Origin of the sequence: Myroides sp. (genome assembly GCF_032073645.1) — a bacterium.
GTDB lineage: Bacteria > Bacteroidota > Bacteroidia > Flavobacteriales > Flavobacteriaceae > Flavobacterium > Flavobacterium odoratimimum.
The window spans coordinates 23,847-47,086 of the sequence record NZ_DAMANB010000022.1 but is presented as its reverse complement, the minus strand read 5'-3'; the positions used below and the strand labels follow the sequence as shown (position 1 = coordinate 47,086).

At 33.6% G+C, this 23,240-nt stretch carries 18 protein-coding genes; 9 read left to right on the top strand and 9 right to left on the bottom strand.

Features of this window, described 5'->3' with window-relative positions; genetic code table 11:
* Window positions 1–56 precede the first annotated feature (56 nt).
* Window positions 57–302, top strand: a complete 246-nt coding sequence (locus tag RT228_RS14640; protein WP_006260391.1) for a VF530 family DNA-binding protein — start codon at window positions 57–59, stop codon at window positions 300–302.
* 87 nt (window positions 303–389) lie between these two features.
* Here the strand turns inward: RT228_RS14640 and RT228_RS14635 are convergent, their stop codons facing one another.
* From RT228_RS14635 to RT228_RS14620, 4 genes are all read right to left on the bottom strand, one after another.
* Window positions 390–644 carry a hypothetical protein gene (locus RT228_RS14635; protein ID WP_006260392.1) on the bottom strand — a complete coding sequence of 85 codons (255 nt, stop codon included), beginning with the start codon at window positions 642–644 and terminating at the stop codon, window positions 390–392.
* A gap of 60 nt (window positions 645–704) precedes the next feature.
* On the bottom strand, window positions 705–1,514 hold the full coding sequence (locus RT228_RS14630; protein ID WP_006260393.1) for a porin family protein: 810 nt from the start codon (window positions 1,512–1,514) through the stop codon (window positions 705–707).
* A 38-nt stretch (window positions 1,515–1,552) separates the two neighbouring features.
* On the bottom strand, window positions 1,553–5,992 hold the full coding sequence (locus RT228_RS14625) for an MBG domain-containing protein (RefSeq protein WP_115283924.1): 4,440 nt from the start codon (window positions 5,990–5,992) through the stop codon (window positions 1,553–1,555).
* 316 nt (window positions 5,993–6,308) lie between these two features.
* Window positions 6,309–7,982 carry a tetratricopeptide repeat protein gene (locus RT228_RS14620; RefSeq protein ID WP_006260168.1) on the bottom strand — a complete coding sequence of 558 codons (1,674 nt, stop codon included), beginning with the start codon at window positions 7,980–7,982 and terminating at the stop codon, window positions 6,309–6,311.
* A 134-nt stretch (window positions 7,983–8,116) separates the two neighbouring features.
* Between RT228_RS14620 and RT228_RS14615 the strand changes: the two genes are divergently transcribed.
* From RT228_RS14615 to RT228_RS14605, 3 genes are all read left to right on the top strand, one after another.
* Window positions 8,117–8,416, top strand: coding sequence for an ArsR/SmtB family transcription factor (locus RT228_RS14615; RefSeq protein WP_006260167.1), 300 nt, complete (start codon window positions 8,117–8,119; stop codon window positions 8,414–8,416).
* Between the two features lie 77 nt (window positions 8,417–8,493).
* Window positions 8,494–9,459 carry an LLM class oxidoreductase gene (locus RT228_RS14610; RefSeq protein ID WP_006260166.1) on the top strand — a complete coding sequence of 322 codons (966 nt, stop codon included), beginning with the start codon at window positions 8,494–8,496 and terminating at the stop codon, window positions 9,457–9,459.
* Between the two features lie 676 nt (window positions 9,460–10,135).
* Window positions 10,136–11,323, top strand: a complete 1,188-nt coding sequence (locus tag RT228_RS14605) for a calcium:proton antiporter (RefSeq protein WP_006260165.1) — start codon at window positions 10,136–10,138, stop codon at window positions 11,321–11,323.
* A gap of 320 nt (window positions 11,324–11,643) precedes the next feature.
* Here RT228_RS14605 and RT228_RS14600 read toward each other — a convergent pair whose 3' ends face one another.
* From RT228_RS14600 to RT228_RS14585, 4 genes are read right to left on the bottom strand one after another with little or no spacing between them, the layout of a single operon-like run.
* Window positions 11,644–12,393, bottom strand: a complete 750-nt coding sequence (locus RT228_RS14600; RefSeq protein ID WP_006260164.1) for an endonuclease/exonuclease/phosphatase family protein — start codon at window positions 12,391–12,393, stop codon at window positions 11,644–11,646.
* Window positions 12,348–13,229, bottom strand: a complete 882-nt coding sequence (locus RT228_RS14595) for an endonuclease/exonuclease/phosphatase family protein (RefSeq protein ID WP_006260163.1) — start codon at window positions 13,227–13,229, stop codon at window positions 12,348–12,350. Before RT228_RS14595 ends, RT228_RS14600 begins: the two co-directional genes overlap by 46 nt.
* The gene (locus RT228_RS14590; protein ID WP_006260162.1) at window positions 13,223–14,959 is read right to left on the bottom strand and encodes a RagB/SusD family nutrient uptake outer membrane protein; all 1,737 of its coding nucleotides are present in this window, start codon (window positions 14,957–14,959) and stop codon (window positions 13,223–13,225) included. Before RT228_RS14590 ends, RT228_RS14595 begins: the two co-directional genes overlap by 7 nt.
* A gap of 9 nt (window positions 14,960–14,968) precedes the next feature.
* Complete coding sequence (locus RT228_RS14585; RefSeq protein ID WP_006260161.1) at window positions 14,969–18,226, bottom strand: SusC/RagA family TonB-linked outer membrane protein; 3,258 nt, start codon at window positions 18,224–18,226, stop codon at window positions 14,969–14,971.
* Window positions 18,227–18,932: 706 nt separating this feature from the next.
* On the opposite strand from RT228_RS14585, the gene RT228_RS14580 reads away from it, so the two are divergent.
* From RT228_RS14580 to pstB, 4 genes are read left to right on the top strand one after another with little or no spacing between them, the layout of a single operon-like run.
* Window positions 18,933–19,775: a substrate-binding domain-containing protein gene (locus RT228_RS14580; RefSeq protein ID WP_006260160.1), complete on the top strand. Its 843-nt coding sequence runs from the start codon at window positions 18,933–18,935 to the stop codon at window positions 19,773–19,775.
* Window position 19,776: 1 nt separating this feature from the next.
* On the top strand, window positions 19,777–20,667 hold the full coding sequence (gene pstC, locus RT228_RS14575) for a phosphate ABC transporter permease subunit PstC (protein WP_006260159.1): 891 nt from the start codon (window positions 19,777–19,779) through the stop codon (window positions 20,665–20,667).
* Window positions 20,657–21,514, top strand: a complete 858-nt coding sequence (pstA, locus tag RT228_RS14570) for a phosphate ABC transporter permease PstA (RefSeq protein WP_313138726.1) — start codon at window positions 20,657–20,659, stop codon at window positions 21,512–21,514. The genes pstC and pstA overlap by 11 nt, the downstream gene beginning before the upstream one ends.
* Window positions 21,504–22,250 carry a phosphate ABC transporter ATP-binding protein PstB gene (gene pstB, locus RT228_RS14565; RefSeq protein WP_006260157.1) on the top strand — a complete coding sequence of 249 codons (747 nt, stop codon included), beginning with the start codon at window positions 21,504–21,506 and terminating at the stop codon, window positions 22,248–22,250. Before pstA ends, pstB begins: the two co-directional genes overlap by 11 nt.
* A 102-nt stretch (window positions 22,251–22,352) precedes the next feature.
* On the opposite strand, the gene RT228_RS14560 is transcribed toward pstB, so the two are convergent.
* Window positions 22,353–22,604 carry an NAD(P)-dependent oxidoreductase gene (locus tag RT228_RS14560; RefSeq protein WP_073144796.1) on the bottom strand — a complete coding sequence of 84 codons (252 nt, stop codon included), beginning with the start codon at window positions 22,602–22,604 and terminating at the stop codon, window positions 22,353–22,355.
* 85 nt (window positions 22,605–22,689) lie between these two features.
* Here RT228_RS14560 and RT228_RS14555 point away from each other — a divergent pair, with 85 nt between their 5' ends.
* Complete coding sequence (locus RT228_RS14555; protein ID WP_006260155.1) at window positions 22,690–23,238, top strand: GNAT family N-acetyltransferase; 549 nt, start codon at window positions 22,690–22,692, stop codon at window positions 23,236–23,238.
* The last annotated feature ends 2 nt before the right edge of the window (window positions 23,239–23,240 follow it).

The following is a 23,240-nucleotide window of genomic DNA, read 5'->3' as shown; positions in this document are numbered from 1 at the left end:
ACCTCCTTAATAACATCAATATAGAATCAATTATCTTTGTTTAAAATATACGATATATGCAAGTATCAAAAGACCCATTACACGGAAAGAAACTAGTCGATATTCTAGAAGAATTAGTAGAATACTATAACGGATTCGAGGAATTAGGCAATCAGATTAATATCAGATGCTTCACTCATGACCCTAGCATTAACTCTTCTTTAAAATTCTTACGAAAAACACCTTGGGCAAGAGATAAAGTCGAAAGCCTTTACTTATATGTTCTACGTCAAAAAGCAAAACAACAAAAATCTGAAGAATAAATCCTATTTTATTTCTGTTTTTCAATATAGTTTAATTAAATACCAAAGGTTAGCTTGTAAGAGCTAACCTTTGATATTTAAAAGTATCTAAAAACTAATTACGTAGTATTTTTTTCTCTTTTTACGCAGAAGATAATCGTATTGATATTTAACATAAGGCTTTATTTTATAACCTTCTTCTATTAATCGACTCTGAACAGTATCAGAAAGATTATCTATCAGCAATGATTTCTGACCTTTACTAGCGCTATGGTGCAATTTCTCAATAATATCATTGTATTGTTCTAATGTAACATTAAAAGCAATTTCTTTTAGTGTTTCTGGGGTAATTGGTTTATTCATATTTTAAATTGTGAGGATAAGGTGAAATGAGATAAGAGATTTTTTTATAAATCTCTTATATTATAGACTAAATGAATATCTTAACTTAATACCGATATAATAGTCTTTTAAGTTTATGTCTTTATACTTTTCTTGTGTCCATATACTGTGATATTCTAGTGGATTATCATAATTGCTTACATGGCTAATTGGTGTATCTATTCTCTTATTATCTTTAACTAAATTAGTTAATCCTAAATCTAGAAAGACACCTACATATAAGTTTTGTTTATTTCCTAGTTCTTGCTTCACTCCTGTTTCTAACAGCCACGAATACCTTGTAGAAAGGTCTAAATTTCTCTTTTGAGTCTGATTCCCAAATGCTCCAAACCCCATATAATGTGGTCCGTGAAGTTCTGCATCCCAATCTTTATAATACCCTGATGTATGCAAATCATTCATTGTTATTTTACTCTTACTATCCCCTGTTATAATACCTATACTTACTCCAGAACGTATATACCACTTCACTATCCCTTTAGTTTCATATTGTATGGTTAATGGGATTTGAAAGGTATTAAAAGACACGCTTTCTTTTCTATATTTACTATTGTATCTAAATTCATAATCATGATTTTCTATATCTATAACAGACCAATTCTCTTTAACGTTTCGCTGTATAAAATCAAGTTTACTATACTTATAGTTTATTTCTGCTCCCAAGCTCCACTGTGAATTTAAATAATAGCGATACCCTACTCCTATTTGATACCCTAATGATGTATTTGTATCATAATCGTTGTCTGTTTTTAAACTATTTGTAAAGTATCCTCCTATAGAAAAGTCTACCTCTTGTGCAAAGCTTGTTGTACAACTTAGTACAACAAGCATAAATCCATATATATTTTTTCTTTTCACTTTACTTTTAATTAAGGTTTAACCATAAATCTGAATACTTTATTCTGTCCTTCTATCTTAATAATCATAAGATAAACACCTTCTACCAAAGTATTTGGTAATATCACTTCTGAAATCTTATTTTCAAGTGATACTTTGAATAAAAACTGTCCTGTCAAACTATATACAGAACCTATAATATTTTTCAAACTTGACTCTGGATAATCTAGTGCTATTTCCATTACCCCATTTTTCACTACAGGGTTTGGATAGAGTTTAATACTATTAGTATGTGTGTATTTTATCATAGCTGGACAGCTGTGTATTATCTCTCCCTTATCAGTAGTCAACTCTAGACTGTATAAAGCATCTATATCTAATAAATCATCTCTATGATTTCCTACTGAGTACACTTGTTCTGTACCTATCAACTTGCCATTTTTAAACCATTTATACCCCATAAAACGATACCCACCATTAGTCAATGGATTGTTGTTTACTAATAAAGTATTATCGAATTTCTGTATAACTATATCCTCAAAATTAAAAGGTCTTTCTATAGATAAAATGTATCTATTCGTTATTGTTCCACTATGAGACTTTACAACTATCTCTCTGTTATAAATACCTGCTTTAGGGGTATCAATAAAGAAATGATTTCCGATATTCACTGAAGCGCCCTCACTAGTAACCAACTCTACTTCTACTTGTTTATCTATCTCGTCACAATGAAGCATAAATAATTTATTAGAAGATAATTCACCTATTTCTCTACCGTTAATAATCAAGCTATTTATCTCAGCTTTATCACTTTTAATTATTAAGATTTGGCTCACACTCTGAGCAGGTTCATAATTATTATTCCCATCTTGATGAGCAGTTATAACAACGCTACCTGGATGCAATACTTTGACTAAACCAGTGGAAGTCACTGTCGCTACTACAGTAGTTCCAACATTCATATAGGTATAATTTATTGGCAAGTCTACACTACTGTTTGCTATCAATTGAAGCTGTAATAAATTATCATATAACACAGGTGATAAAGCATTAAACTCTATATGTTGGGGAGCCTTATTGATAATTAGTTTTGTTTTTAGAAGTAATGGTATATAATTATCACCTTCTATTAAAGCAGTTACTTCGTATTCACCTGCCTCTGTTTGCTTATTATTCTTATAGGTTACTTTCGTCCCAATAGGTAGCGTACTACTAAGTAAAACTGATTTCTCTTTAGTGTCATAAACATAAGTACCTCCTTTTAATACCATTCCTATGATAGGTGCTTTTTCAATAGTCAAATTAGCTCCTATAAAATCAACTGTATAATTACCATTCGCTTTTAAATCACCTTGAGCTATAGCATAAGTACCAACATCTTCTCCTACTGCACGAGATAAACTGCCTGATAATACAGCAGTCTCTTTATCATTATTTACTAATCCTGATACGGTATAACTTAGACTAGGATCAACTGCTCCATATACCTTAGACTGAGGATTAACTGTTACTGTCAAGACAACAGGAATAATATTCAAATCAGCCCCTGTAAAACTTAAAGCATAATTACCATTCGCTTTTAAATCACCTTGAGTAATAGCATAAGTACCAACATCTTCTCCTACTGCACGAGATAAACTGCCTGATAATACAGCAGTCTCTTTATCATTATTTACTAATCCTGATACGGTATAACTTAGACTAGGATCAACTGCTCCATATACCTTAGACTGAGGATTAACTGTTACTGTCAAGACAACAGGAATAATATTCAAATCAGCCCCTGTAAAACTTAAAGAGTAATTACTATTAGCTATTAGCGTTCCTTGAGTAATAGCATAAGTACCAACATCTTCTCCTACTGCGCGAGATATACTTCCTGATAAGACATCAATCTCTTTATCGTTATTTACTAATCCTGATACTGTATAATCAAGCGCAGGATCAACATCTCCATATACTTTAGACTGAGCAGTAGCACTTACAGTTAATAGTGCTGGAGTAATAACCAAATCAGCCCCTGTAAAACTTAAAACATAATTACTATTAGCTATTAACGTTCCTTGAGTTATAGCATAAGTGCCAACATCCTCTCCTGCTATACGATTTAAGCTACCAGATAATACAGCAGTCTCTTTATCTATAAACTGTAATCCTGATACCGCATAATCAAGTTTAGGATCAACTGCTCCATATATCTTAGACTGAGCAGTAGCACTTACAATTAATACAGCTGGAGTAATAACCAAATCAGCTCCTGTAAAACTTAAAGCGTAATTACCATTCGCTTTTAAATCACCTTGAGCTATAGCATAAGTACCAACATCTTCTCCTACTGCACGAGATAAACTACCTGATAATACAGCAGTCTCTTTATCTATAAACTGTAATCCTGATACTGTATAATCAAACTTAGGATCAACTGAACCATATACTTTAGACTGAGGATTAGCTGTTACTGTTAATGGGGCTTTTCCAATTGTCAAATCAGCTCCTTTAAAGACTAATGTATAATTACCATTCGCTTTTAAGTCACCCTGAGTTATAGCATAATTACCAACGTTCTCTCCTACCTCACGAGATAAACTACCTGATAATACATCAGTCTCTTTATCATTATTTACTAATCCTGATATTGTGTAATCAAGCTTAGGATCAACTGCTCCATATACTTTAGACTGAGGAGTAGCTGTTACTGTTAAGACAGCAGGAGTAATTGTTAAAGTTGCAGTATGAAGTACACTTTGATCACATTCACTAATTGCACGTACTGTATAAATACCAGCATTGATAGCATCAGATACTACATTATTTGAAGAATCTACTATTTCATAAGTACCTCTAAAACTATGAGGTAACTCTAATTCTAGTTTATGTGCCTTCCCATCATACACTACACTTTTATCTTTTAAAATATATTCACTACCTAATTTAATATCTCCATTTATCTTCCATCCTTTTTCTTTTATTAACTTATCTCGTTCAGTATTCGCTGTACAGTATTTTAATCCAGTAGCTCCTAAAATCATATTACTATTTATTGTAGATAAATTAGCCCATCCTTTTAATGTAGCATCATAATTATATACAGACATGCCTGAATATTCCAACATACTCAACATACCATACGGACCTATAACCCTAGAAACGTTCCATTTACTCAAATCCCTATTAAAGGAACTCGCTCCTAAAAACATCGACTGCATATCTGTCACATTAGAGACATTCCATCTACTCAAATCTCTATTAAAACTCATTGCGTAAGCAAATACTTGAATCATATTAGTAGCACTAGATACATTCCACTGACTCAAATCACCATCAAAAGCAACTGCGGCATGAAACATACTCTGCATATTTTTTAAACTAGATACATTCCATTTGCTTAGATCACCATTAAAAGAACTTGCTCCGGAAAATATATACTGCATGTCAGTCACCTTCGATACATCCCATTTACTCAAATCTCCATTAAAAGAGATTGCAAAATCAAACATCCTTGACATATCTGTCACCTGAGTAAGATTAGGAATATCTTTACCTATATGAATAAGATTAGAAGCAGACTGAAAAGTTTTATGCATACTTTTCCAAAGTTGCGTCCCCCATTGCTCTACAGTAAGTAACTGCTTTGCATTTGGATCTTCGAAATCCTTAGCTACGTTAAAATATGGAAAATCACCTGTTATCATTACCCTATATTTCCCTTTAGGTAGATTAGATATGACACAATCACCTTTGAAGTTAGGTAGAGGTTTACTTTTCTTATCGGAGTCATCTATATTCTCCCAACTCACATTATAATTATACTTATACTTATTAGTATCTGTATAGAGTTTAATACTACCGTTATCATTAGGCACTTCCCAAGTAGTGATAAATGATTGAGAGTCTGTAGTAACTATATTAGAATCCTTCACCCACGTAAATGCATCAAGGCCTAGATAGTAATAATTACCTCCTAAAGTTAGTTGTAACTCATCAATGACTATATTACTATAGTTCTGACCATTCAGATTAGTCAAATCTATTAATGTATAGCCATTAGTACTTCCTAATGAAGTAACAAAATTATTGGTCTTAGTTTGAGTAAATTTAGTTGCACCACTTAACTTACCAGTGATAGTCAATGATCCTGTTGCATTTAGATTAGTAAACTTATCCGCTACATATACCCAAAAGCGATTTACTTTAAATAAATTAGATGTGGTCTTTATAGAAAAAGAAGGGCTACTAGGACCTACACTATTTGAATTGTCTATGTACTGATTATCATTAACTGTTCCACTCCAGCCTGTCGCCGGATAGTTAACTATATTAAAAGTACTAGTATGTGAAATAATATTAAAAGTTACCCCATTATCAGTAAAACTAGTGGAACCAGCTGACTCTGTTTCAAAAGCTTCGGTACTCGTCTGCGCGAAGAGCATCGGGCTAAAAATTAGAAAGAATAAGAGTAGAAATTTCTTCATAATGTGGTGTGTTAGAATTATACGATATTCCAACCACACTTAGCAATAACAAATTGAAGACAAATACAATTTATTAAGGCGACTAGAGAAATTAAAATCTCTACAATATGCTATTCGTTGAGTGTGGTGAAATTCAGAAATTAGCTTCAGTAGGTAAAAGTATTATAAGTAGGTAAATTCTAGTGTTTAAAGGGGGTGGACAATAGGGTGGACAAAAAATAACCATCCTTAAAATGAAGCCTTTAACACATAAAAAAAAAGCATTACCTATACAGATAATGCTTTTAAAAATTGTATTTTATTTACTTCGGTTAGACTACTCTTTACTAAATAAAGCAGAGTAATCATCTTCATATTTTTTCTTTAATCGCTGTTTTGCTTTTTTAACTGCATCAATAGTTACACCTAAAATATTTGCAGTTTCTTGATTAGTCAATTCCATTTTTTGCAACAACACAATGCGTAGATTAGACTCGGTCAAGTCAGGAAACTGAGTAATAATTTCATTAAAATAGACTGCTTGTTCTTCTCTAAAGGTTTCTTTAAATAAAACCCAATTCTCCTCTGTCATCAGATGAGAACGAAGTAATTCTTCTATAGCAGGACGCTTTTCCTTGAAGATCTCCTTAGAAGAGTGAGAAGCCTTATTTAACTCATGTTCTAATTTTGCTATTTGTGCGGTTTTTTCACTTAGATATACTTGATAAGATGCTAATGATGATTTCGTCTCTTTTAACTTATTCTCTGAATTTATTTTAGATAACTGAAAATCCAATAGCTTCCCTTCATAAGCATATTTTTGAAGCTTTAGAATTCGTTTAGAAAAGAAGTACACCATACACAAGATAAGCGTCAGAAGAACAGTAGTACTCAGCAAGAGTAGTCGTTGATATCTCACTCTTTCTGAGAAGCTTTTTTCCGCCTCTAGCTCCCAGTTTACTCTCTCAAGATTAGTATTCCAATTAATTTTATTAATGACCTCTTCACCTTCCCTAGCTTCTATCACACTGTCTATTTGATCTAACTCCCTTCTATAAAAGAGCTCTTCTGTGTCTATCCTACGAGCCTTAGCGATATCGAGTAAATAAGATATAATTTCTCTTTCAAAGCCTGCTAAGTAGCTTTTAGTTTTAGTAATCTCATAAGAGTTTTTTAAAACTTCTTCTGCAAGATCATATTGCTTGCGATCTATGTATAATTTCCCCAATTGTATCTGACTATACATTAGATTCCTCTCCTCACCTAATTGTTGGCTAATTGCTATATCCTCTTTCAGGTATAACTCTGCTTTCTCTATATCTCCTTGTTTTTGATAAACTGATGCTATACCTCCTAAACTTTTGGCGTATCTAAGGGTGTCCTTATACGATAAGGACGTTTCTTTTGCCAATTCATAGTAATGCATGGATTGCTCTAGACTATCTACTTTAGCATATACTGCTCCTAAGCCCCATAAAATAGCACTGTTATTTAGCTGCTCCTTTTCCCCTTCTTCCAAAGCTTTTCTGTAATAAATGATAGCGCTCTCATTCATATTCATGGTCTCAAAGAAATAAGCTGTACGCAACAAAATATTTTTTGCTTGTACATCTAATACAACACCTTTATTCTCTAAAGTTTTAGCAATCTTGATAAAATAGGGAGAAGCTTCGTAATAATAGTTATAAGAATAATAATAGAACCCAACCTCACTATACACCCATTCCTTCAATGCTACATTAGAAGACTTTTCTACCATAGATACACTTTCTAAAAAAAGTGAAGTAGTAATATCATTAATACTATCAGTTACCTCTAAATGGGATAATCCCTTAAGAATATTTCCAATCACCTTGCGCTCTGCAATATTTCCAATATCGTCTACCTCAACAGTACCTGTCTTATAGTACTCATTGATTAAAATGTCGTATTGCTGATTATCTAAATGCTTAGTGTCTGTACAAGCAACTATAAATAGAAATAGAAAGAAAGTAAATAGTTTGGTGGTCATTACATCTCATTTTGTACAAAAATAATCCTATTTATCACAATACAAATCAATTCATTAAGATATAGTGCAAACAAATACTTTATTAATTCAAATATTTTCATTTCCTTTGTATCGTAAATTCTCGATATATAGAAATGACTGAACTATTTAAAGCTTTATCAAACGAACACAGAGTACAAATCCTAAAATGGCTTAAGACTCCACACGATTTCTTTGAACTAGAAGACATCGAACCTGAAGTACACGAGTTTGGGGTATGCATGAGTGTTATCCAAAAAAAAGCAGGTCTTTCTCAATCTACCACCTCAGCTTATTTAACGAATATGGTAAATATTGGACTACTTACTTCTACTAGAAATGGACAATGGACTTACTATAAACGCAATGAAGATAAAATTGCTGAGTTAGCCAATTATATTCAAAACACTCTATAACAATACTATACAATTCAATCATTAAAGTATTATATTACAACATATCTATAATTCTAGATATCTAAATACCTATAACAATGAATAATATTTTTAAAAACCACAAGACTTTCAATAAGGTCTTCACACCAGGAAAACTATCCTTGGGTATATTTTTACCTTTACAGGTATATAATAATAATATCGCCATTTTTAATCAACACCTAAAGTATATACAGCAGATAGACACTAGCGGTTTCGCAGCTTTATGGGTTAGAGACATACCTGTGTATGACCCCAGTTTTAGAGATGTAGGACAAGTATATGATCCTCTTTCTTATCTAGCATATATAGCAGGTCAGACTACAAATATTGCCCTTGGTACAGCGAGTATAGTATTGCCCTTACACCACCCTATTTCATTGGCAAAGACGACAGCATCTATAGATCAGTTTTCTAATGGTCGCTTATTGCTAGGTGTTGGATCTGGTGATCGCTATGCTGAGTTTCCTGCTTTTAATAAATCTTTTGAAAGAAGAGGAGAATTATTCCGAGAAGTTCTTCAGGATATGCAAACCTTACATACTACAGACTCTCCTAAAATAAACTCTAGTATTACGCAAATGCAAAACCTAGACTTAGTCCCTAAACCTCTGCATAAGCATATTCCTACATTAGTAACAGGTGCTAGTCAACAGTCATTAGATTGGATTGCTACTCATGCTGATGGTTGGATTACTTATCCAGGACCTACTACTACGAATGAGGATACCTTACACTTAGAACAAAAAATAAAAGCTTTTAGAGATTTAATTCCTAATGGAACATTTAAACCGCATATGACAAATGAATGGATAGAGTTAGATGAAGATCCTCACTATCCTAGAACCCCATTAAGAGGAGGTTTTGTTCTTAAAACAGGTAGATTAGGACTTATAGAGCTTTTACATAAATGGCAAGAAATAGGTGTAAATCATGCTGCTATAGGTATACAGTTTGGAAAACGAGATATAGGAGAAACTCTTGATGAATTGGCTAAGGAAGTACTACCTTATTTTAACTACTAGTATCGTAATTAACACCATTTACCTTTTATAATGTGTACTAAGCATAGAAATTATAAAGTAGCTACCTTCTCGTAACTACTTTATAATTCGATCTATTTCATAAATAATAAGATCGTTTTATATAAATTATTTATCTTCTTCTAGCCTATTTACTATAACCATTTCTTTCAATAAATTACTTTAACGAATCGGTTTGAGTCCGTAGTGAGTCCGTTATGAGTCCGTAGTGAGTCCGTTTTTTTGCACAAAATAACGGACTGATTATGAACTTACCCTTTAGTAAACAAACATTCATCTGCAATGAGTAGTAAAGTATTTTCAAAATTTGATAGATACTAACTAATATAGCATACAAGCTTTATAAGAAGCCACACCTATATCATCATAGCAAAAAAAGAAGTACCCTTACACTCTAAAAGCACTTCACTTTTAACCCAAATTCCGCGATAGACATATAGACGAAAAGTAATTATACAAAATAGCTCTGAATTAGTGAGTAAAGCATACTACAGTATGGTTTTAGAACTAATGAAAGAGATGTGAAGTAGAATTGCTTTGTAGTATTTGGCTAATGCGGAATCTGGGTTTAACATATCAACTACTTTTTTTTATCAAATGATAAATTATTAAATTTATAGAGATGGTAATTTTGACCTGTTAAAAAACGAGATTGATTATGACACAAGACAATGTAAACAAAGGGTTATCCTTTGCGAGTATTTTTCCAACGAAAACAAGAATTCGATTAGCTGTGGTATGGTTGATTGTCATCTTATTTATGTTATTCGGAAGTTCTATTACTGGAGATAGTCTATCCCCTCTATTAGCTACTAGTATTTTCTTGATCTTACTATTTACGATAGTAGGAGCTGCTTTTGGTGTAGTAAAAGAAGCGGATGAACTCGCTCATAAATTAGGTGAACCTTTCGGAACATTGATTCTTACTCTTTCGATTGTATCAATAGAGGTAATTTTAATTTCTGCCGTAATGTTAGGCCCTGGAGAAAACCCAACTATTGGAAAGGATTCGATCTTCTCTGTAATGATGATCATTATGAATCTAGTAATAGGGCTGTGTATTCTATTAGGTGGACTAAAGTATGGTGAACAAGAATATAATGCACAGGGAACAATGTCTTACTTAGCAATGATCATTATGCTAGGAGGTATCGGGTTAATGTTACCTAACTTCATTCAAGGTGCTGGTGGAGGGATGTTTAGTGATACACAGGCTATTGTCTTGGCTGTATTTATTATTATTCTCTATGCTGTATTCTTGTTCTTTCAGATGAAAGGATATAGACATCTCTATGTACAACCTCAAAAAGGGTCAATGGAAATTCCATATAAAGATAGAGGCATTGCAGATATTCAATCTACAGATGAGCACCAAACTTCTGCAGGGAATAAAGGAGAGATATGGATACGTTCTATTATCCTAATCGGGATGATATTACCTATCGTGCTTCTTTCTCATAATATGGCTGTAGTAGTAGACTACGGGATTAAAGCCGCTAACCTCCCTACTCTATTAGGAGGTGTGTTAGTTGCCATCATCGTGTTCACCCCAGAGTCAATGACGGCAGTAAAAGCAGCATTAAACAATGAGTTTCAACGCGCTATCAACCTGTGCCATGGTGCCTTCGTTTCTACAGTAGGATTAACTGTGCCTTCTGTACTAATCATTGGGTTAATTACAGGCAAAACAGTATTGTTTGGGATGAATAGTACAGAAACTATTCTATTCGTGATCACCCTATTATTAAGCCTAATGACTTTCTTAGGCAAACGTACTACTCCTATCATGGGTATTATGCACTTAGTATTATTTGCTGTATTTACACTGCTTATTTTCTATCCATAATAACGTATTTCTTGTCAAAAATCATTGGTGGAAAGACTAATCTAGATCCTACAGTAGCTTACTCTACAAGGAGATTCTATATAATCACTTCTGCATTAGTTCACAGACAATACTCTAGTATGTTTTTATCACTAATTCAGACCTATTGTGTATACTTACTTTTTGCTGATAAGTTTACTTACAGATTCTGGACTAAATTAAGGAAGCTAAGCTAATTGGTTCGAGCAAAGTTATTACTTATTTAAGCAACCTTAATTTAATAAAAAAACACTCCTTATGCTTATAAGGAGTGTTTTTGTTTGTGACTATACTAAAGTACTTTATAAGGTAATATCACTAATCATTAAATTATGATCTGATAATGCATTCATCTGATAAGTATCTTGACGAATGATTTTTATTGTACTATTAATTGATCTAATCATAAAATCTATTTTCTTATCGCTTTTATAAGCTGGAATAGTCATCTGATTCATAAATCGGGTCTCTAAATCAAAAGTCGTTTTAAGTTGTTCTACTGATTTAGAATTTATTTCTGCATTAAGATCCCCTGTCAGAAAATCAAAAGCAGACTCTCTTTGTAATTCTGCTATGCGTTTCGTTTGTAATACACGACTTTGTTCATTAGAGCTAGACAGATGAGTTGTTCCTATATTTATCATTTGTGCCTCACCTACATCTATTTTACATACTAATAAACTTCGTTTTTCTTCCTTGTTATCCACAAAAGGTAACTTATAGAAATGTTGTTCTACAATAGGAAATTTAGACAGGATAGCAATGCCGTAATCGCCCCCTTCATAATCTATTGTCTTACCAAAAGCATAAAACATTCCTGTTTTTTCTGCTAAAACTTTTACTTGATTTAAATATTGACCTGAGCGCATAGTATGTACATCTACTTCTTGTAAAGTAACGATATCTACTTCGTCTCTTAAGATTACAGCAGCTAATGAATTAAGATCTATCTTATGATAGCTATCATAAGCTGCTGCAAAATGATGTACATTGTAATTAAGAACTCTTACTTCACTTTTTTTTTTGATGCTTTGGTAGTTGATTCTACCCATCTAAACTCTGTGAAGACTGGATAATGGTCAGAGGCAAATAAAGGTCCTCGCTGAATATCTAGCTCTCTATACTTAATAGGAGCTAAGTCAAACCCTCTCAAGAAAATATAATCAATTCTACTTGATTTAGGAGCTTCTATTTTCCAAGCATTATGCGTATAACCTAATTCTGAACGATACATTGCTGCATCTCTAGTATCGACAAACTTTGATTCTATTATCTTCTGATAAGGTAAGTCTGTTGGAGGTAAATTAAAATCACCTGTGAATACCACTGTTTCTCCTTTAGTGATTTTAGCTAATTCCTGATTAATAACTTCAACACTTCGTTGACGAGCCTCTTTACCCCTATGATCAAAATGGGTGTTTAGATGGATAAATGTTTTTCCTGACTTTTTATCTTCAAAACGAGCCCATGTAGCTATACGAGGTAAAGAAGAATCCCAAGACTTAACTCCCTTTTCATAAGGTGTTTCTGATAACCAAAATGTTCCACTTTCTAAAACTTTAAACCTATCCTTTAGGTAAAAGATAGGACTGTACTCTCCTTTCGTTTCCCCTTCTCTTCCTTCTCCTACATAGTCATATTGTGGAAGTAAATTTTCTAAATCGACTAACTGGTTATGAAGTACTTCTTGCATACCAACAATATCCACATCATTAAAAAAGACAACTTCTGCAACCCATTCTTTTCGATTGCTCCATTGATTTATACCATCATTAGGAGTATCCATCCTAATGTTAAAAGTCATTGCCTTTAAAGTCTGAGGCTCTTTCTCTTGAGCAAAAATACTAGTCCCTATAAATAGGACGCTTAGTAATATAGATCTTACCATCCTGGATTTTGTTTTAAATTCGTATTTAACTGAAGTTCTTGTATAGGTAGAGGGTATAAATAGTCTTTATTCTCATTCCATGTTCTATTCTTATTATTAGGAAATGGATCTATACTATTATTTTGATTTAAATGAATATCAGATCCTAGTTTAGCATAATAGACTCCTTGTACGTTTTCTGTTGGTCTAGAGCCTTCGTATAGGTAAATATCTGTCTTACCATTGTTGTCCAAATCATATTTACCTGGGCCATTAAAATACATTCCTTCAATATTCTGAACTAACTTTTGTCCTTCTTTCCAACGTACAATATCATCCCATCTATGATCTTCCATAAATAACTCTATACGTCTCTCTCGTCTTAATTCTAATAGTAATCCTTTATTAGCTCCGTTTACATTTACATATTGTTTAGCTAAATAAGCATCCGGTTTTGCATTTGCTTCTGCCATTACCATATCAGGCATTCCGACACGCTTTCTAAGCATATTTATAGATAGATCTAAATCACTCTGATCAATAATTCCTAATTCTGCTTTTGCTTCCGCATATACTAATAAAACCTCTGCAAATCTAAATAGTGGCAAATCAACAATAGATGCATTATTCGTATCGTACTGTGCTTCTGCGACATATTTAATTAACTGATAACCTGTAGTAGCTGCAGAAAAATCAGGTGTTAGCTGAATAGTGCTTCCAATTCTGGTATAACCAGGAGTACGTATAGTCTGACTCAATCTCAAGTCTCTATCTTTTACTTCTTCTTGGAATAACATCTTATTATAATCTGAACGATCTGTAAAACGGCTACCATCTTTCATTAAGTAACTATTAATCAAATCTTTTGGCATAGATGGTCTACCATACGAAGCTGCTACTGTATAGTAATTCACATTATGACGAACATTCAGTTCTGTAGAAAACTCTCTAGCAAGAATAATCTCATCACCAATAGCCTTATGAGAAGCAAATAAATTCTGATAATCTTTATCTGGATTTCCTGTAGAGAAAACTTTATAACCAGATTCTTTTATTAATACTTCTGCTGCTTGATAAGCTTGTTCTAAATAAGTCTCATATCCAGGTAAGCCTCTATACTTCATATAGGTTCCTTCATATAAGCCTATACGCGCTTTTAAGGCAAGAGCAGTCCATTTAGATACTCTATATACATCTTTAGTAGAACGCATATTCTCGATTGCGTAATCCAAATCTTTCAACATATTATCTACCACTAGCTTACGTGGATCACGTGGCTTTTGTAAAGCGGCCTCATCCTCTGCCGTTAATAAATAATCATACCATGGCACATCTCCAAAACGCGTCACTTTTTCGAAGTAAAAATAAGCTCTAAAGAATCTCGCTACTCCTCCATAATGTTTAATAAGAGCCTCGTCTCCTACCTTTTCAAAATTGACTAGGAAATAGTTAATATCTCTCAAATTATTCCATGACCATCCGCCTCCAGATGGAGGTACGACTCTCCCTCCTCTCATTTCATCAGATAAAATATTTTGAATAATATTATCGGTTCTATAATCACCATTATATATAGAGGTAGTTGGAAACATTCTGTAAAAAGAATTAGTAAAAAGAATTAAGTCACTTTCTTTTTTAAAGAAGTTCTCACTTGTCACAGACGATATCGGATCTCTCTCTAAGAAATCTTCACTACAAGAACCCAAAAATCCTGCTGCCAAGAGTATGGCAAGTATTTTATATCTTTTCATATTAATTGTTTAGAAATTAAGTTGTACCCCAAAAGAGATAATTTTGGAGAATGGAAAACTTTGTGCATTAGTGCGCTTACGAGCAGAGTTTGGACTATTAAAGTCAAAAGAATTACTAGCTGCTTCAGGATCGATATAATCCGTTAAATTAGTAAATGTAAACAGGTTCTCTCCACTCACATAAATTCTTACTTTATCCATCTTTACTCTCTTTACTAGATCCTGTGGAAGAGAATATCCTAATGTAATATTCTTTAGACGTAAATAAGAAATATCTTGTAAGTAACGATCATTCTGTACACCTAACTGTCTATTACTTCCTAATGATGTATATCCTACTAGACGTGGAAAATAGGCATCTGTATTCTCTGGAGTCCAAATATCATTCGCTAAATCTTGACGAATAAATGAATTATAAGGTCTGTTATAAGGTCCCCAGAACATTCTACTATCCGTATCAGGATACCAATCTTGTTTTCCTACTCCTTGGAAGAATGCAGAAAAATCAATTCCTTTCCAATCAAATGCTAAACGGAAATTATACTGATACCTAGGAGCTGTATTTCCGATCTTACGCATATCTCCATGATTTTCTAAAGTATTTGCTCCTTCACTTACTATACCATCTCCATTTAAATCCTTAAACATAACATCTCCAGGTTGTAGTCCTCCATTAGCTATGATATGAGCAGATACACGAGATTGATCTGCATGATTAGCGATTTGCTCTGGACTAGAGAACAATCCTTCTACTGAATATCCCCAAATCTCTCCTAATTCCATACCTACATAATAATCTGTCAGTAACCCTGTAGGGTTATCAAAGCGCGTAATCTTGGTCTTAGAATCAGATAAACCTGCTGATACAGAATAATTAAAATCACTACCTGCTAATTTAAACGAATCATTATATCCCAAAGAGACTTCAAATCCTTTAGTTCTTAGATCAGCGGCATTTTCGCGTGGAGATTCTGTTCCTAATACACCTGGTAGTGTTCTACCTTTGGTTAACATCCCATCTATGTCCTTTTGAAAATAATCAAAACTAACATTCAGTTTATTTTGGAAAAAACCTAGATCAAAACCGATATCTGAAGTAGCTACTGTCTCCCAAGTAATGTCTCTCGGGTTTAAAGAAGGTGCTTGCATATACTCTAACAATGCTCCATCTAATGCATACCCCTTATCAATAGCTTTATTCAATGTTGGAATATAAGCATAAGCACCTATAGCTTGGTTACCTAACTCTCCATAAGAAGCACGTATCTTAAATTGGTTCCAAAAACCGAATGTGCGTTTAAAGAAAGGTTCATTCGCAACATTCCATCCCAAAGAAACAGAGGGAAAGAATTGCCATCTCTGTTCACTAGGGAATTTAGACGTCGCATCATATCGACCATTAAGCTCTAAAAGATACTTCCCTGCATAATCATAAGAGAATCGATAAAAATACCCTCTTAAAGCCCATTCATAAGCACTACCAACTACAGTAGGATTAGAAGATCCTAAACCTAGATTATCTAAATCATCAGAGATTAGGTTCTGAATACTCATGATTCTATTATCATTTTTAAAATATTCTTGGTTATATCCTGCCATGAAATCAAAATTATGATCTCCAAAGTCTAAACGATATTGTCCATAAATATTTAGAGCATTGTAATCCTCTATGGTCTCATTTACATTCAATTTATTCTCTCCAAAGTATTGAATCTGATTCGGAAGAATAGAATATGGAATTAAAGTAGAACGTTCGTTAATATCTCTAGTATTTTTCTTGTAAGCATAACTAGCGTGAACGTCTAAGTTTTTGAGTGGTTTAAAATGAAATGCATTAATCGTCGAAAACTCATCTCTTACAGCAGTTCTATTTGATTTACCATGTAGTAAAGACGCAAAATATCCATCTCCGATAGTGTAATTATTTAACTCAGTACGCCATAGCGCTCCTCCATCAGGATTCACTGGAACATAAGAAGGTAAAGCGTGTACCAACATTTCACTTGTCCATGGATCTCTCCATCCATACTGTGTTCCACCATGTACTAAGTCAGAAGATTTAAAATACTGATTGTTCGTACTAAAACTAATCCAATCATTAATTTTAATATCAAATTTAGCTCTTAAGTTATTTTTCTTATACTTATCATCCTGTACTTTCAATAATCCATCCGCAGAATAGTTTCTATACGAAAAATAACCTTTGACCTTTTCGCTTCCTCCAGAAATACTGATATCATTGATATAAGAATATCTCGTATCCTTCCAGAAGTAATTCCACCAATCTGTACTACCATAATGTACATATTGATCACGGCCATTTCTATTTTGGATTTCAACACGAGCTAATGCAGGATTCTCTGAGACTGCTTTTAATTGTTCATAATCGTATTCGTTATACCCTGTATAACTTCGCCCACTACCTGTAATAAAAGCTTGGTCAACAATCTTAGCCGCTAAATAAGGATCAGTTACAAAGTCCGTATTTTGCGTTTGAGAAAGTATATTCATCGTAGAGTTAACACTTACCTTTATTTCTCCTACACCTGGGTTCTTTGTTTTAACAAGCACTACCCCAAAGGCACCTCTAGCACCATATACTGCAGCGGCACCAGCATCCTTTAATACACTTATGCTTTCGATATCATCTGGATTAATATTAGAAAGGCTTCCTTCTACTCCATCAATTAATACTAACGGTCCACCTCCATTAACAGAGTTAAATCCCCTAATATTAATATTCGCTTCAGCATCTTCTTTACCACTTGAATTGGTAATGTTTAAACCTGGAGTAGTTCCTTGTAAAGCAGACACAGCGTTAGAAAGAGGCCTGTTTTTTAAAGCTCTAGTATCTACTTCTGTTACAGAGGTAGTAATATTCTGCTTCTTTTTGTCTCCATAACCAATAGCCACAAGAGTGATGTCTTCTAAATGTGTGTTGAATTGGTCATTCTTTACTGTAATTACCCCATTGGCATAATTCACTGTATACCCCGTCTGCATAGCGATTACTTCTAGTATATCCTGAAGTCTAGCAGCCTTGCCTTCATAGGCGATTAAAGGAGTCTCTTTTAAAGTAGAATCCTCAATGTTCACCTTAGCAGCAACTTTGCTCGCTAATTCTGTTACTACTTTTCCTAAAGTCTCATCCTGTTCTATGACAATAGAAATAAGAGGAGAACTTACTGGTGGTTTACTTTCTTGAGCGACAAGAAAACCTGAATAAAATAGGAATGCTATGTAGCAACAGACCTTAAATTTCTTCATAATTACAAATGTTTAGTTTTTATGTTCTAAACGTACTGCCAATCATTCTTTAGCTTGCATTGTAAAGAATTAAATAAACATTAAGTAATTACTACAAAACAACAATCCCTTAATCTATTTAAAACAATAAGATAACAATAGTAAAATGCCTATAAACTTAAATAAATCAAATATCACCTTAGGATTATTTCTTTTAAACTCTTTAAAAACATAACATTCAAATAGAGCATTATACTTTAACAAATAGTTGTATTTTCACTAATTAAATCAGTGTATTTATAAAGTAAATTATTGTGTTAAAGATGGTTCTCATTTTAAGTAAATAGATAAACCTTATGTCATGAAAGAGAATTAGAACTTTACTTCTATTTTATTGAAGATGCTTTCTTAAGTAATAGTGTAGGATTTGTAAAGGAATAAAGTGGGATTCTATTTACCTATGTTTAACCTTCCTTAAATATTAACCTTATAGTAACATTAAAAAGTTTAATCAATACTGCAATTTCATTGCGCAAAATGAGAAAGTCCCTAAAAAATTATTAACTTTCAATATTTACCCCTATCATTAATAAGAGATAACTGATTTTTTGTCACATCTGTTATATTATTAATAAATAACCCTCCTTAACCCTTTGATAACATACCAGTAACCTATAGGTCACAATCACAGAGGTACTTTGTCTCAATGAAAAAACACTATTTATCTATGAGAAAAAGTCTAGTTATTTTTTCTTCTTTATTATTACTTTCCTGTGGAGACAAGGATCATTCTATCAAGATGAAAGGTTCTGACACAGAGGTAAATTTAGCAGTAAACCTAGCAGAGAAATACACTCTAATAGATTCTGACTTTAGTATTGCTATTTCTGGTGGTGGTTCTGGTATTGGTATTACCTCTTTACTAAATGGTCAAGCTGACATCGCTAATTCTTCTCGCCCTTTATCAGACAAAGAGATTGCACAGTTCGAAAACAAGAATATAAAGCTTCGTACTGTCATATTTGCTGAAGATGCTACTGCCTTTGTAGTACATAAGGATCTACCTATAGAAGAAATAGATCTTGAAACTTTAGCTAAAATAATGAAAGGAGAAATCACCAATTGGAAAGAACTTACTTCTGTAGACTTACCTATTAATATCTATGGACGTCAGAGTAGCTCAGGTACACACTCCTTTATTAAGAAGAAGCTAAAGATAGAGTTTTCTAATGCAGCTAAAGAAATGACAGGAAATGCTCAAATCTTAGAAGGTATTAAAACGGACAAATCTGGGATAGGCTATGTAGGTGCAGGTTATATCTCTCACGAGACAGCTACTAATCCTACTGTAAAGATATTGAGTATTAAAGAAACTCCTACTTCACAAGCTTATTCTCCTATAGACTCCAATGCAATCAATAACAGTCTATACTTCTTCCAGAGACCACTGTATCAGTTCATCTTAGAAGATTCGTGGGAAAAGGTAAAACCATTCATTGACTTTGAAAACGGTGAGATCGGAAAACAACTGATCAAAGAACACGGTTATTATATAATAGAACGACCATAATATGAAATATAACGTTAGAATAGGATTAGATGTTACTTTTAAATACATCTTTAAAGCGACTGGTCTTTTAGTGCTTTGTTTATTAGGAGGAATATTAGCCATGTTAATATACAATTCTATTTCCTTCTTTATGGATGTAAAGCCCCTTGATTTTATCACAGGGATGGAATGGAATCCTACAGCAAAGAACCCTGTATATGGAATGCTCCCTCTTATACTAAGTACTACCATAGTAACCTTAGGAGCGATGCTTATCGCTATTCCTCTAGGAATTGGTACAGCTGCATTTATATCTGAATACGCTGGTACACGACTAAAGAATATTTTAAAACCAGCTATAGAAATGTTAGCTGCAGTTCCTTCAGTAGTTATTGGTTTCTTAGGAATTGTAGTGGTAAGCCCTGGCTTAGCTGATATGGCAGGTTTACCTAATGGTCTTAATGCCCTAAATGGAGCTATCTTACTAGCGATAATGGCACTACCTACTATTATTACGATTGCAGAAGATGCTATACATGCAGTACCAAAAACATATAAAGAAGCAAGCTATGGTGTAGGCGCTACTAAATGGCAGACTCTTCGCAAAGTAATCCTTCCCGCAGCAGCTCCAGGTATTATCTCGGCAGTCATGTTAGGAGTAGGTAGAGCCATCGGAGAGACCATGACTGTACTAATGGCAACAGGTAATGCGGCGTTAATACCTACTGGATTCTTTGATTCTGTAAAAACAATGACGGCGACTATCGCTATCGAAATGGGAGAAGTTCCTTATCAAACTACACACTACTATGGGTTATACGCTCTAGCGACAGTCTTGTTCTTCATGACACTTATCGCAAACCTAGTAGGAGAATATTTTATAAATAGATTAAGAAAATACCATGCAGCATAATAAACTAAAACTACCCTCTATCGTAGAATGGGGAACATTAGTAGGAACTACTCTTATCGTGTGCTTTTTCCTTGTTGTAATCATCCTAGAGATTGTGACAAAGGGAATAGGAAGTTTGTCTTGGGAGTTTATCTCTACTATTCCTAAAGAAGGAATGACTAAAGGAGGTATTCTTACACCGATTATAGGTACAGTGCTTATTACCCTTATCACGGCTTTATTCAGTATTCCATTCGGTGTATTCTGTGCGATCTACTTAAATGAATATGCAGAAAACAACTGGCTGACTAGAACGATTAGAGCAGCTATACGTAATTTATCAGGTGTTCCTTCTATTATCTATGGACTATTCGGATTAGCCTTATTTGTTCAAACATTATCTCTAGGAACTTCTTTACTAGCTGCTGGATTAACATTAGGACTATTATCACTTCCATATATTATCACAACTACAGAAGAGGCATTAATGCAAATACCAAATAGTACAAGAGAAGCAGCACTAGCAGTCGGAGCTACTAAATTTGAGACTATTAAAGATGTAGTGATTCCTTCTGCAGTACCAGGTATTCTAACAGGTGTAGTATTAACCCTATCAAGAGCAGCAGGAGAGACAGCTCCCATCTTATTCACAGGAGCTGCGTTTTATATCAGTGATACGAATGGATACCTAAACCAGGAGTTTATGGCTCTGCCTTATCACTTATATATGCTATCGACGCAACATCAGTCAATAGAAGAAGTAAGACCTATCGCTTATGGAACAGCATTAGTGTTGATTATCGTAGTGTTCCTATTAAACTTAAGCGCATTTTATATCCGTTATAAATTCAGAAAAAATGAAAACTAAATTATCTGCTGAGAACTTAAATATTAGCTTTGGAAGCAAACAAGTTTTAAAAAATGTAAGTGTAGAATTCGAAGAAAATAAAATAACTGCCCTTATCGGACCTTCTGGTTGTGGTAAGAGTACTTTACTAAGAAGCTTTAACCGTATGCACGACTTAGTTCCATATGCTAAAATAAATGGAACTATCAAGTTAGAAGATATGGATATCTATTCTAAGACTATACCTGTAACAGAGATTAGAAAGCGCATCGGGATGGTATTCCAAAAAGCGAATCCCTTTCCGAAAAGCATCTATGACAATATTGCTTATGGTCTAAAGATTAATAATCTACCTCATGATAAAAGTGTAATCGAAAAAGCATTAACGGAAGCCTTCTTATGGGATGAAGTAAAAGATGATTTAAAGATGCCAGCTCATCGCTTATCAGGAGGACAACAACAACGTCTGTGTATAGCAAGAGCTGTAGCACTTCGTCCGGAAGTAATCTTAATGGATGAACCGTGTTCTGCACTTGACCCTGTAAGTACAATTAAAATAGAGGAACTTATTCTTCATTTAAAAGAGAAATATACAATCGCTATTGTAACACATAATATGCAACAAGCACAGCGTATCGCTGATCAAACTTACTTTATGTATCTAGGTGAAGTAAAAGAAAGCGGTTTGACACAAGATATCTTTGAGAATCCTAAACACGAAATGACTAAGAATTATATCAACGGTGTTTTCGGATAAAAAATAAAAATGCCAAGTAGACCACTTACCTACTTCGTCATCAATAAGTCTGACTTATTAGAGTAAAAACGGATACCTTATAAGGGTATCCGTTTTTTTTATTTACAAGACTTCTGGATTAGCAATATAAAGTGGTGTACCCTTAATATAACTGACCACATTCTCGAAAGCTGTTCCGAAATATAATTCATAACTAGACTCTTCCACATACCCTATATGAGGTGTGCATACAACATTATCAAAATGTAGTAACTCATAATTAGTATCATAGATAGGCTCTTGCTCATAGACATCTACTCCGACTAATAGCTTCTGCCTACTCTGAAGCACATTAAACAATGCTCCGCGTTCGATTAATTTTGCTCCATTAGAATATCTTAACGTTGTGTCTTATTCTACTTATTCCTATATTGTCACCTCTATTCTAACTGACTTAAGTATGCTATTTACCCCTATAACGACTTCTTTAAAGAACAATAAACAAGTAACTATTCGCCTTGCAAGCTCAAATGATGCTAGTGCATTATTAGATCTTATCAAACAATACTTAGACACCTCAGAGTATATTCCTATTACTAGTAGTGATTTTAATAAGACTGTAGCAGAAATAGAAGCTTGGATTGAGAAACTAAATAGTACTGATAATTCTATAATGTTAGTGGCAGAACACAATGGGCAACTAATAGGAAATTTAGATCTTACAGGGCAGCATAGAAAGACACTACAGCATACGGCTGTATTAGGAATGGGAATATTACTAGAATGGAGAAACACAGGATTAGGAACAGCATTATTAAGTAGTGCTGTAGAATGGGCTAAAAGAAATAATACACTTGAGATACTCACATTAGAGGTATATACGGAGAATATGGCAGGAATAGCATTATACCGAAAACAAGGGTTTAAAGAATTAAGTATTATACCTAACTTTATTAAGGACAATGATAGGTACTATGATAATATGAGTATGTGGATAGCGTTGAGGTAGAT

Excerpts from the sequence above, each read along its gene's own strand:
- RT228_RS14555 (WP_006260155.1), top strand. The coding sequence starts at position 22,690 with ATGCTATTTACCCCTATAACGACTTCTTTAAAGAACAATAAACAAGTA.
- RT228_RS14580 (WP_006260160.1), top strand. The coding sequence starts at position 18,933 with ATGAGAAAAAGTCTAGTTATTTTTTCTTCTTTATTATTACTTTCCTGT.
- RT228_RS14590 (WP_006260162.1), bottom strand. The coding sequence starts at position 14,959 with ATGAAAAGATATAAAATACTTGCCATACTCTTGGCAGCAGGATTTTTG.
- RT228_RS14615 (WP_006260167.1), top strand. The coding sequence starts at position 8,117 with ATGACTGAACTATTTAAAGCTTTATCAAACGAACACAGAGTACAAATC.
- RT228_RS14640 (WP_006260391.1), top strand. The coding sequence starts at position 57 with ATGCAAGTATCAAAAGACCCATTACACGGAAAGAAACTAGTCGATATT.
- RT228_RS14625 (WP_115283924.1), bottom strand. The coding sequence starts at position 5,992 with ATGAAGAAATTTCTACTCTTATTCTTTCTAATTTTTAGCCCGATGCTC.
- RT228_RS14585 (WP_006260161.1), bottom strand. The coding sequence starts at position 18,226 with ATGAAGAAATTTAAGGTCTGTTGCTACATAGCATTCCTATTTTATTCA.
- RT228_RS14610 (WP_006260166.1), top strand. The coding sequence starts at position 8,494 with ATGAATAATATTTTTAAAAACCACAAGACTTTCAATAAGGTCTTCACA.
- pstC (WP_006260159.1), top strand. The coding sequence starts at position 19,777 with ATGAAATATAACGTTAGAATAGGATTAGATGTTACTTTTAAATACATC.
- RT228_RS14600 (WP_006260164.1), bottom strand. The coding sequence starts at position 12,393 with ATGGGTAGAATCAACTACCAAAGCATCAAAAAAAAAAGTGAAGTAAGA.
- RT228_RS14635 (WP_006260392.1), bottom strand. The coding sequence starts at position 644 with ATGAATAAACCAATTACCCCAGAAACACTAAAAGAAATTGCTTTTAAT.
- pstB (WP_006260157.1), top strand. The coding sequence starts at position 21,504 with ATGAAAACTAAATTATCTGCTGAGAACTTAAATATTAGCTTTGGAAGC.
- RT228_RS14620 (WP_006260168.1), bottom strand. The coding sequence starts at position 7,982 with ATGACCACCAAACTATTTACTTTCTTTCTATTTCTATTTATAGTTGCT.
- RT228_RS14630 (WP_006260393.1), bottom strand. The coding sequence starts at position 1,514 with ATGCTTGTTGTACTAAGTTGTACAACAAGCTTTGCACAAGAGGTAGAC.
- RT228_RS14595 (WP_006260163.1), bottom strand. The coding sequence starts at position 13,229 with ATGGTAAGATCTATATTACTAAGCGTCCTATTTATAGGGACTAGTATT.
- pstA (WP_313138726.1), top strand. The coding sequence starts at position 20,657 with ATGCAGCATAATAAACTAAAACTACCCTCTATCGTAGAATGGGGAACA.
- RT228_RS14605 (WP_006260165.1), top strand. The coding sequence starts at position 10,136 with ATGACACAAGACAATGTAAACAAAGGGTTATCCTTTGCGAGTATTTTT.